Consider the following 12,522-nt stretch of genomic DNA (forward strand, 5'->3'; position numbering starts at 1 on the left):
TCAATGCTCAGTTACTGGATGACCTTGGCAAGGTTCAGTAACTGAGACTTAACCAGTAACCCTGCCTGCTTAACTGCTTTGATATTGACGGTAAAACGTACTTTACCGTCTTCGGTATAAAGACCAACCATTCCACCATCACGAGCAAACTCTTCGCTGTCACCAATAGTCAGAACTGGCCATTCCTTCAGACTTCTTAATACCACTCTAACATCACTTTCATCAAGATCCCGGATATAAAGCGCATCACAGTGGTTTGTATAATCTGAACCCAATTTCAGGGTATTTACCAAAATTTTATTCTCTTTCCCTGCCTGCTTAACAACGCCTCCCAGCATTTCCGACAGCTGACTGGAACCCAGAGTGCAGAGTTTCAGTATGCTTGGCTTATCAGGCCAAACTACAAAGTGGGTGATTTTATAGGCCACGACTGCTTTAATCCGCTCCTCCTCTACTTTGGGAGCCGACATGGCTAGCTCTGATAGCAGCAACAGAGCTAAACAGTAGCGATACCAACAGGATCTCAAGGTCATTCCCGGCTTCCTTGCCTATATTACCGCGGACCTAAAAGTTCCACTGGATCTGAGCGTACCAAGACTCTTGAACTTCAGTTGCAGAAATCCCTGTGAAGTTCTCATTAAATTCCAGCCTTGTTGGGTCAAAAAGATTTTTACCGATCAGGGAAAGCTCCAATTCTTCGTTGAATTTATGTGCAAGGCGAATATCAAGGCTGGTATAAGCATCAGTTCCTGCGCTTCTATTCTCTCCCATGTAACGAATCCATGTATCGAAAGACCAGTTATTAGGAAGATCCATCATTGAACGAAGGTTTCCTGTGTACTCTGCACTCAGACTTTCCACCAACGCCTCAGTCTGCCGACTGTATTCCAGTTCATCACGACGACTGGCATCCACCTGTAACCAGGCAACATCTGTCTTGATGCGCCACCAGTCAAGAACATCCCAATCCATCACCACTTCCAGGCCATAAGTGATGGCATCAAGGCCATTGGTCAATCCTACCGGGAGCAAGAAATATGTGGGGATTGCTGGCTGACAAAGGCCTCCTCCATTAATTGGTGCTGACGCTGGGCAGCTTACGCTATTTGCCAGACTGTGCAGGTCTTTGTAGCGATTTATAAATGTTGCAACATCAACACTTAAAGAACCGTTGACCCTTCGGCGAACACCAAACTCAAATGCAGTTAGTTTTTCAGCCTCCAGTTCTGGATTCCTGTTGATTCTCAAATAAGTATTATTAGGAAGCGGTGGGGTATCAACCATATAGACCCCGTCCACTTCTGCCCGTCTTTCCGAAATGGAAGGAGTTCTCACCGCTCTGGATATTTTCGCCCACGCCGTTGTTTGGTCATTGACCTTCCAAGCAACACTAGCATTAGGCTGAAACTCATAACCCGTTGAGGTGTGATGCTCCAAACGTGAACTCAACGTCAAATGCCAGTCAGGACTCAATTCTATTTCATCCTGAATAAATGCACTGTACAAACGCTCTACGGACTTCTCAGTATCCACAACAACATAATTCATATTGCTGAGGTTGTACCAACTTGATCGGTACCCCAGCCCCCATATCAACTCCTGATTTTCCAGCCACTGATACCGGTGCTGAGTTTCCAGATCGATCGTGTCTCGATCAGCGCTGATACGATAATCAGTGTTCTTGTAATGGTCGTAGTATCCCTTAAGGGTAAAATCGCCTTTGTCACTTGTTGATCGCTGCCAGCTGCCGATTAGATGCGCACCTCTCTGGGTTTTGACCTTGTCGGTTAACATCACCTTGGCAGGTATGTCTCTATCGAAAATGAATAAAGGGGAACGGGTTTTCCCATCAAAAACAGCCCCATCCAGCGTAATCTGATTTTCTGAATCCTTTTCCCAATCCACTCGAAAACCAGCACGACTGATCTCCCAGTCATCCTCAGCATCACTGCCATCGGAGTTAGCCAGACCATCTCTCTTAAATGTCTTGAAAAAGGCCCGATAATGAGCACCTTCCGAGAGATGCCCTCCATGCCTGAAACTACCATAGAGCTTTTCTTCGCTGCCTGCCCCAAGCGTTAAAAGGCTTCCCTGAGTCTCATTGGCAGCTTTGGTAATAATATTGATAACACCATTGACTGCATTGGCTCCCCATAATGCAGCCCCAGGGCCTCTGATTACTTCTATCCGATCAATATCCTCCATAAGAGTATCCTGAACATCCCAGTTTACTCCTCCAAACTCTGGGGTATATAAGGTTCTACCATCCATCATGACCAACAGTTTATTGGCAAAAACATAATTAAACCCCCGGGCACTGATTGACCAGGTATTACTGTTCATCTGGGCAACCTGAACGCCGGGAACCATCCTCAGGGCATCTGGAATGGTTTTCGCCCCTGAGCGCCGAATATCTTCCTGAGTAACCACATAAACGGCAGCTGCTGAGTCCATCAATCTCTGCTTTTTTCTTGATACCGAGGTGACCTCCAACGTCATCACCTCTTCAAGGCTCAGCGACAGCAGCTCTTCATTGGAAAGCTCATCACTGGAAAAATCGTCTGTTACCAGTTCAGCCAGTAGCGAAGGGGCTGAGAAAGTTAAAGTCGCTGCCAGCAGCGCTGAAGTTACCTGAGGTTTCACATTCCGCTCCCTGGAAAGTTCACCAAGTTTTCAGTTTTATGCCTTTGTGGCATCTCAAAAAATAAGGTTATCTTGCATAAGAGTCGGCCATAATCTCTGATCCATAACCTTGTTCATAGCTTTCACCTGTTAGAGAATGACCTCGAAGTCAGATAAGGATGTTTTCCCTTGCGCAAAGATACCCAACTCACTCGTCAGAAGCTGGTTGATGCAGCAGAAAGGCTGTTTGCCGAGAAAGGCTTGGAAAGCACCAGTCTGTTTGATGTTCTAAAAGCCTCTGGCGTCAAAAACCGGAGCGCCCTGCAATACCACTTCAAGGATAAGGCAGGACTGATTAATGCCGTGTTGAACAAGCATTCCGGGGTAATCGCTGAATACCGCTCCACCCTCATAGATAAACTACAGAAAGAGGAACAGTGGACCCTGCATCAGGCAGTGGATGTCATTGTGGCACCTTTGGCCGAGAAGTTGAGCCCAGAGTCCGGAGGTAGAGAATTTTTAAAGATTCACAGTCAACTAATGGTTTCAGAACAATACAGCCAGCTGCGTCTGCAGCGACCTGAGCTTCGAGCGGAAGCCAAGCGTATACAATCGCTGCTGGCGCCTTTTGTGAAAGATATCTCTGAGCAGTCAATCCATGCCCGATTCGCCCTGATCGACTGCCTGCTGATTCATGGCCTTGCCCGTTATTTCTATACAGAAGAAGAAGTTAGCCGACAGTTTTTTCACCAGACACTGGTGCAAAGTATTGTGGACATTATTTCCCAACCTGAGCCTCAAACTTAATAACATTTGATTAAATAAACCAAGATGCTTATGATCCCTGATTAATAACAAGTGATTAATCAGCAGATACCTGCTGCCTATAAAAGCAATAAGAGACCAGCAGTCATGAGCAGCACTCATTATCGTACCTGTCATCTGTGCGAAACCATGTGTGGTATCGCCGTTGAGTATGAAGGGGACAAAATCCTTTCCATCAAGGGTGATCCGAATGACGTCCTTAGCGAAGGCAATATTTGTGCAAAAGCTACCGGATTGCAGGATGTTCATACTGACCCCGATCGCCTCAAGCGCCCGCTTCGTAAAATTAATGGTGAGTGGCAGGAAGTCTCCTGGGAAGAAGCGCTTGATTACGCTGCTGAACAAATGGTTAAAACCCAGAGTCAATACGGTAAAGATGCTGTCGGCTCCTATTGTGGTCGCAGTACTGCCCATAACGTGGGAGCACTTCTGGGCGTAGCGCCACTGAGAAAAATTCTCGGCTCAAAAAATATCTATACCGGCTCAACGGTTGACCAAATGCCTCACAACTTTGTCTGGCATTTTATGCTGGGACACCAGTTTTTCGGCACCGTGCCCGATATCAATCGTACCCACTACTACTTAATGCTGGGCACCAATCCAAGAGTTTCGAATGGTGCCATGATGTCCACCGGTGCCAACCCACAGCGCAAATTTGTTGATATCCACAAGCGTGGTGGCAAGACTGTACTCATTGATCCTCGGAGGAATGAGTCCGCATCTCACGTCAGCGAACACCACTTTATTCGCCCCAACACTGATGCTTTGTTTCTGATAGGACTTATCAAAACTATCTTTGCCAAAGGTCTGGCGACACCAGGTAGGCTTGGTTCTCATATAAAAGGCTGGGAAGTCACCAAAAATCTATTCGATGATTTCGAGATAAATGATATCTCAGAAGTCACGGGTATACCGGTAGAGGTTATCGAGCGTATTGCCTTAGAGTTTGCCACGGCAGAGTCAGCTATCTGTTATGGCCGAACGGGAGTCTCCATGGTGGAGTTTGGCGGCCTTTGCCAATGGCTGATGCAGGTTGTCAATATCATCACCGGCAATATGGATGAGCCCGGCGGTATGATGTTCCCAAACACGGCAATCGACTCACTCTCACTTTCAGAAAGTAGCTGGGATCGCTACCGCAGTCGTGTCAGCAGTCGCCCGGAATTCAGCAGTGAGCTACCTCTGTGCGTACTGGCCGAAGAAATCACCACACCAGGGGAAGGCCAAATAAGAGGACTGATTGCCATTGGTGGCAACCCTGCTCTCTCCATGGCCAATGGCAAAGGACTTGAGGATGCGTTTGATCAACTGGACTTCATGGTGTCCGTCGACCCTTATCTGAATGAAACTACCCAGCATGCCGATGTCATTCTGCCACCTGTCGGCCCTTTTGAAAAAAGTCACTACGACATGTATTACCATTTGTACGACACCATCAATTGGGCAAAATATTCACCTCGCTTGTTTAAGCCGGAAGGCGAGGGCTATACCGACTTCGAAATCCTGCGTGAGCTCTTTTCCAGAATCCTCGTGTTAAGGGCTAAAAACCCACTGTCAAAAGCATTAGTCAATACCGCGACAAGCCTGGTCAAAAAAGTCATTACTCCGGAAAGGATCATTGATCTTGGCCTTCGTTTTGGCCCTTATGGGCCAGGCCTTAATCCATTTAAGAAAGATGCACTGACACTGCAGAAACTTAAAGATAACCCTGGTGGCGTATTCCTGGGAGACCTTGAGCGCTGCCTGCCCGAGCGACTGTTTACCAAAGATAAGAAAATTGATCTTGCCCCGGAGATTCTGGTCAGTGATTTACCCAGACTGAAAGCTCGGTTTATTGCCCCACTGAAACAGGGCTCCTCCAAAGACAGCTCCGAATACGACCTGATGATTATCAGTCGGCTTACCAGCCGTACTCTGGGCTGGATGCACAACAGTCATCGACTGGTTAAAGGAAAATCGGTATGCCATTTACTGATCCACCCGGAAGACGCTGCAACCCGGGGGATCACTCAGGAAAGTACAGTATCCGTTAGCTCTGTTGTTGGTTCCATTGAACTTCCCGTAGAGATCACTGAAAACATTATGCCTGGTGTCGTCTGTATGCCTCATGCCTGGGGACATAACCGGCCAGGTACCCGAATCACTGTTGCTGAAGCCCATGCTGGTGTCAGCTTGAATGACATCACCAATGAAAAAGTGATCGATGAGCTGACCGGTAATGCTGTGGTTCATGGAATTCCAGTGAAAGTCGAAGTCACCAGGTTGGCCACGGCCTGAGTAAATGAACAACAGAGTTCACAAAGTGCACAAAGGTTTTCTTTTGCGAGCTTTTTGCGCACTGTAATGGCAAAAAATTAAAACAAAAAAGAAGAAAGCATTATGAAGTTCTCTAAAACAAAAATTGCTTTGGGCATTGCTGCATTCACAGCTATCTCAACATTCTCCTATTTAAAAGCAACCGAAAATGATGTACCTGCCGAACTGGGTTCACCGGCGATAGCTCAACCAATGCCGAGCGCATTGCAGCCGGATCACCCCTGGCTGGCTGAATCCCAGCGCAGCAGTATGCATGGCGGATCTTACAATCGAAACATCACAGATTACCCAGGCCCGCTAGGAGAAAACACCAGAGCCATTCATCGCAACTTCAGCTCTATTGTTGGCGTTGCGCCAAATATTGCCTTTGACGCAAAAGGCCGCCTGATTACCGTCAGCATCAAACTGACCGGCGTGGAGCTGCATCTTCTGGATCCCGATACATTGGAAACCATCGCCCAATACGATATGCCTATGAAAACCTCTGGGGACAACAGTGGTGGTGGTTATTTTCACCTTGATCACAAAGACCGCCCTATTCTCGCGCCAGCAGACAAAACCATCAAAATTCTGGAGCTGGATGAGTCAGGCAAGCAACCTGAATGGGTCGTCGCTGAAGAATATGACATCAGTGGCATTTTGCCTGAAGGCAGTAATATCCATGATGTCATGCCGGATTGGGAAGGAAACCTCTGGTTTGTTACCAGTAACGGCTATACCGGTTACCGGGATCAAAAGACCGGAGAATTCCATACCTACAAAATGGAAGGTGACGACGAGGTTATTCAAAACTCCTTTGCAGTGGATCAAGAAGGTGTCTACATCGTTTCAACCCACGCCCTTTATCAATTCAAGATTGATACTGAAAGTGGCAAACCCTACTGGAGCTGGCGCATGCCCTATGACCGGGGAGAAGCACAGAAGCCAGGTACCCTTTCTTTTGGCTCGGGCACCTCACCAACGCTGATTGGTGATGATCTGGTCACCATTGCTGATGATGGTTCTCCCTCAACTCACCTGATGGTTTATCGTCGCAATTCTGACATTGAGGGAAATCGGGAAGTATGCAAAGTTCCTCTGTTCAAGCCTGGAGAAAGTGCGACTGAAAACTCCATCCTGGTATATGGTAATGCCATGGTTGTACAAAACGACTATGGACATGTTTATTCCGGTAATGCCCTGGAAACCTCTCCGGGCGTCATGCGTATTGATGTACGGAAGGATCGCAGCGGCTGTGATGTGACCTGGAACTCCGAGCTTCTCTCTCAATCCCTGCCAATTCTGTCTACTGATAATGGCATACTCTATTTCTACACCTTCAAAAAGCAGAATGATAAAGATCGTTTGGGTGGCTGGTATCTGACTGCTGTGGATTTTGATACAGGTGAAGAGAAGTTTGACCGTCTCATCGGTACAGGTAGTGGAGGCATTGCAGACACCTTATCCAGTGTTACAGCCCCCGTTGTCTTAGGTCCCAATGGGGCCGCTTATGTGGGGATCAGAACAGGGGTTGTCGCAGCCATTGACAGTAAAAAATAATTAAACCATATCAACCAGAGCCTGAAAGGCTCTGGTTATTCAAAGGATTACAATCCCAGTTTCTCAACAACAAAATCCAGATCCTTATCTCCCCTGCCACTCAGGTTTACCAGAATACTCTGTTCTGGTGATAACTGTTTAGCCAGTTTCATGGCATAAGCAACAGCATGAGCACTTTCCAGCGCAGGAATAATACCTTCTTTTCGCGACAGGGTCATAAATGCATCAAGGCATTCCTGATCGGTAGCACTTTGGTATTCCACGCGACCAATATCTTTCAGATAGCTGTGCTGAGGACCAACACCAGGGTAATCAAGGCCTGATGCAATAGAGTGAACGGGTAAAGGCTCACCTTCCTCATCCTGCAACACATAGCATTTGAAACCGTGAATAGCACCCGGTTTGCCCAGAGTCATCGTGGCTGCATGCTCACTGGTATCAAGCCCCTTACCGGCAGGCTCAACACCGACAATATTGACCTTTGGATCATTCAGAAAAGCAGTAAAGAGACCAATAGCATTACTGCCACCTCCGACACAGGCCATCACGTAGTCTGGCAGTCGCCCTTCCATTTCCTGAAACTGATCTCTGGCTTCTTCACCAATAATCTGCTGAAAGTCCCGTACCATCATGGGGAAAGGATGAGGACCAACCACTGAGCCAATGGCATAGAGCTGATTTTCCGGGTCGGCAAGGTAAGCCTCAAATGCACTGTCTACCGCGTCTTTCAAGGTGCGGGTACCAAAAGTTACGGGAACCACCTTACATCCCAGTACTTTCATTCGAGTTACATTGGGCGCTTCTTTTTCAATATCAATCTGCCCCATGTGAATCTCACATTCGATTCCTACCAGGGCACAGGCTGTTGCCATGGCGACACCGTGTTGTCCGGCTCCCGTTTCAGCAACCACTTTCTTCTTACCCATGTATTTGGCCAGCAGAGCTTCACCAATGGCATGGTTGATCTTATGAGCACCAGTGTGATTCAGATCTTCACGTTTGAGATAGATTTTTGCACCACCAATGGCATCAGAAAGCCGTTTAGCAAAAAAAATCGGACTGGGTCTTCCAACATAATGTTTGTAGAGCGTATGGAGCTCTTTTCGAAAGGCAGGGTCTTGTCGAATGGATTCATAAGCAATGGTCACTTCTGCTATGGCTTTTTCCAGAGGGGGAGGAACCATCGAACCACCATAGCTGCCAAAATGACCGGTGTCGTCCGGCATTGGTGCAAATTCAAACTTTGTACTCATGTCGCTCACCTGCTGACTGACATTGTCGTTGTTATCCCTGAATATCCTCAGGACTTTGCAGGCAGCAGGATGCCATTTTTTAAAACCAATGTCCCAGATTAATTCACACCTCTTTATGACACTAATAACCCGGTCCGAAAGCAAAAATGACAGTATCAGAACTGATAACGGTCAATCAGCTGTTGAGCATCAGCATCCAGCTTGTTTTGATAATCCAGAAACACTCTGTGATGATTCTGAAACTCCCTGAACGCATCAATTTCAAAATCATTTTCAGCCTTTAGCTTTTTTTCATGACTGGGTTTACGAGCTGGCCTCAGACTTTCAGCGGTAAAATAGAATGCATAGTTTTGCGATATGCGAATCCAACCTCTTTCCATGATTCGGGCAGTTATTATTATTTCTGTATCTGAGCCAGCAAGAGGATTTATAGAGCCCTGCGAATCCATTGCCAGTGGCACCATTTGATAATGGGCATACTGCCCGGAATAGACAGGGTCAAGTTCCTGTATTCTCCATAACTGATCAATGTCACCACCCTCAGCGTATGTGGTTCCATGGCCATCCGATCGCTCATTTATCTCAACATCCAACTCAATAACATAGCGCGCGATGTTCGGAGCAGACACACTAGCCCCAGACTTTTTCAATGACATAGATAATTGTTTTTCAAGGTATCGAGTAACATCCAGAGCAGTATGTTTTTTATCAACATAAATGGTGTTTTCCCCCAGGCGTCCCCTGGAGATCAGGCTTTTAGCCAGATGATCAGCAATAATATTCCAATATTGGATTGACGGAACGCTCTCATGAGCGGGAAGAGGAGCGGCTAATGCCCTTGTTGTGGAAAAGGCCCCACCGACGATTAACAATCCTGTGACTACGAACAGGTACAGCTGCTTATTAATCACAATACATCCCTATAACTGCTTTTCTATTTCAATGTAGCATGTCAGGGTTTGTAGCCTCACCAAGCGCTCATGAACCTCCGCTTTAGCCTCAGATATAAGTCAGAATTATGACAATTTAAAAACTAAGTGCCCGATCATTCGACCACCGGTAAATATGATTAGTTATAACGATAAATCCCAGTCGATTAATAGCGGAAAAATCTATAGACTCTTCGCCTTTCATCCAACAAAAGGGCTCCTGCCTTAATGGATTCCGATTTTCAGGGCGGCATTCAACCGACCTCCAGCGCCTCACTAATGAATGATGATGCTTAACCGAGTTTTGCCAGTTTTCTTATCGAGCCTGATCATGCTATCAGGCTTTGTTCAGGCCAATACATCTGCAGATGAAGTTGCAGCAGAGCCTGATCCAAACACCGAATTCGAGTTTTCTCTACAAGAAGAACGCTCCCCTTGGGCCGTGACGCTGTTTGATGACAACCCAAAAGAAGATCAGGCTCGTTTATGGGGCCAGACCAAATTGATGTTTGGCTTAGGTGTCGGGGTCATTGGTGCTCTGGCTGTTATGCCTGAGTCGTTCACCAACTGGGATAAATCAGAACTTAAGCAGTTCCACAAAAAGTGGTGGGACAATGTCAGCTCAGGCCCGGTTATGGATGAAGATGATTTTTTCCTGAACTACGTTGCTCACCCTTACTTTGGTGGTGTTTACTACATCGTTGCCCGGGAATCCGGATATAACCAGTGGAACTCATTTGTTTATTCCTTCCTGATGTCAACCTTCTACTGGGAATACGGTATTGAAGCCATCGCAGAAGTGCCGTCCATTCAGGACATTATTGTCACGCCTGTTGGTGGCTGGCTCTACGGTGAGTGGGCATTTAAGCAGAAGCGCTCGATTGTAGAGAATGATGGCCTGGTATGGGGCTCTTCGGGTCTGGGCTCCACAGCTCTGTTCTTCCTGGATCCGGTAGACAGCATTGACCAGTGGATCAATGGTGATCGCGAGCAGCCAGTGGTTGAAGACTTTAATATCCGTCTGGCATTTGCTCCAACCTTTTATCAGGTACAGGACCAGGATGAAGACCGGAATTACTTCGGTCTGGTCATGACCTTCCGAATGTAACACTCTGATATTCGAACAAATTTTTCTCAAAAAACAGGGCTAAAATGCCCTATTTTGCCAAAAAATTGGCAACACAAAACCACGATTTCTTTGCAATAATGAAAAGAGTTACAACCATTAAAAGTTAATAAACTCACTGGGTCCGACCCAACCAATGGCTAACAGGGAAGTTGCCATGTTTCGTAAATCTGCAGCTCTGGCAATGCCGGCAATTCTGATGACACTGGTGCTCACTGCCAGCCTCACCTTATTAACGCTCCATTTTAAAAATATCCTGCTGGAGAGTTATCAAAGCAAGCTGGAGCAGGTTGCAGAGATAACCTCACGTATTTTACGAGACGATATCGAGCTGCACGGAGACCATCACTTTGACTTTGATGTAATTGCCACTGATATAGGCGTAAGTGCAGATATCAGAGTCACTGTCATTAATGAAAGTGGTGTTGTTATTGGTGACTCTCAAGTACCTCAACATGATCTTGACCAGATGGATAATCATGCTTCCCGCCCTGAAGTAATAACAGCACTGGAGCATGGGCAAGGCTCATCAACACGACACAGTCATACCAAGGGGTATGACCTGATGTACTACGCGTTGAAGGTAAGCATTGTCAATCCTGGCGATCATGATCACAGTGGTGAACATGGCCATGAGTCAGCAAGCCATATTTCCGACGCTGGTGAGACTTATGTGATACGCACGGCTGTTGCCATGAATCTGTTCACCGACGAATTGATGTGGATCTGGGTCTGGGTAGTCGTCATCAGTTTACTGGGTGTTTTTGTAGTCATTATGATCACCCGCTTCTTCAGCTCCATGCTCGATAAACAGGCCAAGCGCGAGCGGGAATCACTGAAAACTGAAGTCAAAGAAAGGACCCACGAACTCAGTTTGATGCAGCGGCTAGGCAGCCTGATGTCAGCCTGTACGACCATTGACAGCGCTGCCAATGTGGTTCACCCAATCGCAGATCACTTACTTCCAGGATGCCGTAGCGGTGCCATCACACTGATCAAATCTTCCAGAAACCGTCTGGACCTTATTACCCAGTGGGGAGAGCAGTGGCAGGGAAGTGACCGTTTTGAGCCCAGTGATTGCTGGTCATTGCTAAAAGGACATACACACTTCAGCAACGAAGATGGTCTGGAAATTCGCTGCCGCCATAGCAGTATGGAAAGCGACCTGTACCAGGTTTGCATTCCCCTAGTTGCACAAGGAGAAACACTGGGTGTCCTGCACCTTAATTATGATGACCAACAGGCTCTGGAAAGCAATATATCAAAAGCTGAGTCCATGGCAGAACAGATAGGTCTGGCACTGGCCAATATGCGCCTGCGTGAAGATCTCAGGCAGCAGGCTATACGAGACCCACTGACAGGCCTTTTCAACAGAAGATATATGATGGACTTTCTGGAGCAGCATACTTATAGCGCTGAAAGCCAGAATGAAACACTCTCTGTCATGATGATCGACCTTGATCACTTCAAGCGCTTCAACGACACCTTTGGCCATGATGCCGGTGACTATGTTCTGAAGCAGGTCTCTATGGAATTAAAACAGGCAGTACGGGAAGGTGACCTGGTTTGCCGGTATGGTGGTGAAGAAATATGCATTGTCTGCCCCGATACCGATCTGGACACTGCCAGGGAGCTGGGCAATATGCTGGTCACCCGGATTGCTGGCCAGGGTATGCAGTTTAATGGTCAGTCTCTGGGTAACATTACCATTTCAATGGGTATAGCAACCCGCTTAAATGCTGAAACCAACCATGATCAGCTTCTGAAAGAGGCTGACAATGCTCTTTATCAGGCCAAAGAGCAGGGACGTAATAGAGCCGTTATCAGCAACCCGGAAAGTGCTCCACCAGCACTTCCTTCTGACGAGAGTTGATACACAACACCTCGTCAGAAAAAGCTTTTTACCTGCAAC

General features: G+C 47.0%; 9 protein-coding genes. 5 read left to right on the forward strand and 4 right to left on the reverse strand.

The features are described 5' to 3' along the window. Positions 1-11: 11 nt before the first annotated feature. Together GV64_RS24025 and GV64_RS20165 are read right to left on the reverse strand one after the other, a co-directional pair. Positions 12-533, reverse strand: coding sequence for a YfiR family protein (locus GV64_RS24025; protein ID WP_020581594.1), 522 nt, complete (start codon positions 531-533; stop codon positions 12-14). A gap of 31 nt (positions 534-564) precedes the next feature. Next, the gene (locus tag GV64_RS20165) at positions 565-2,643 is read right to left on the reverse strand and encodes a TonB-dependent receptor plug domain-containing protein (protein ID WP_020581595.1); all 2,079 of its coding nucleotides are present in this window, start codon (positions 2,641-2,643) and stop codon (positions 565-567) included. A gap of 168 nt (positions 2,644-2,811) precedes the next feature. Here GV64_RS20165 and GV64_RS24030 point away from each other — a divergent pair, with 168 nt between their 5' ends. The 3 genes from GV64_RS24030 to GV64_RS20180 all read left to right on the forward strand — a co-directional run bounded on the left by GV64_RS24030 (position 2,812) and on the right by GV64_RS20180 (position 7,302). Next, the gene (locus GV64_RS24030) at positions 2,812-3,429 is read left to right on the forward strand and encodes a TetR/AcrR family transcriptional regulator (protein WP_020581596.1); all 618 of its coding nucleotides are present in this window, start codon (positions 2,812-2,814) and stop codon (positions 3,427-3,429) included. A 105-nt stretch (positions 3,430-3,534) separates the two neighbouring features. After that, positions 3,535-5,724, forward strand: a complete 2,190-nt coding sequence (locus GV64_RS20175) for a molybdopterin-dependent oxidoreductase (RefSeq protein WP_033402796.1) — start codon at positions 3,535-3,537, stop codon at positions 5,722-5,724. Positions 5,725-5,826: 102 nt separating this feature from the next. Then, complete coding sequence (locus GV64_RS20180) at positions 5,827-7,302, forward strand: SMP-30/gluconolactonase/LRE family protein (protein WP_020581598.1); 1,476 nt, start codon at positions 5,827-5,829, stop codon at positions 7,300-7,302. 47 nt (positions 7,303-7,349) lie between these two features. Here GV64_RS20180 and trpB read toward each other — a convergent pair whose 3' ends face one another. Together trpB and GV64_RS20190 are read right to left on the reverse strand one after the other, a co-directional pair. After that, on the reverse strand, positions 7,350-8,555 hold the full coding sequence (gene trpB / locus GV64_RS20185) for a tryptophan synthase subunit beta (RefSeq protein ID WP_020581599.1): 1,206 nt from the start codon (positions 8,553-8,555) through the stop codon (positions 7,350-7,352). A 155-nt stretch (positions 8,556-8,710) separates the two neighbouring features. Then, positions 8,711-9,466, reverse strand: coding sequence for a hypothetical protein (locus GV64_RS20190; protein ID WP_020581600.1), 756 nt, complete (start codon positions 9,464-9,466; stop codon positions 8,711-8,713). A gap of 349 nt (positions 9,467-9,815) precedes the next feature. On the opposite strand from GV64_RS20190, the gene GV64_RS20195 reads away from it, so the two are divergent. Together GV64_RS20195 and GV64_RS20200 are read left to right on the forward strand one after the other, a co-directional pair. Continuing rightward, entirely contained in the window at positions 9,816-10,592 is a 777-nt protein-coding gene (locus GV64_RS20195) for a DUF3943 domain-containing protein (RefSeq protein ID WP_236632972.1), read from the forward strand. Positions 10,593-10,767: 175 nt separating this feature from the next. Then, positions 10,768-12,483, forward strand: coding sequence for a sensor domain-containing diguanylate cyclase (locus GV64_RS20200; protein ID WP_020581602.1), 1,716 nt, complete (start codon positions 10,768-10,770; stop codon positions 12,481-12,483). The last annotated feature ends 39 nt before the right edge of the window (positions 12,484-12,522 follow it).

Origin of the sequence: Endozoicomonas elysicola, assembly GCF_000710775.1 — a bacterium.
GTDB lineage: Bacteria > Pseudomonadota > Gammaproteobacteria > Pseudomonadales > Endozoicomonadaceae > Endozoicomonas > Endozoicomonas elysicola.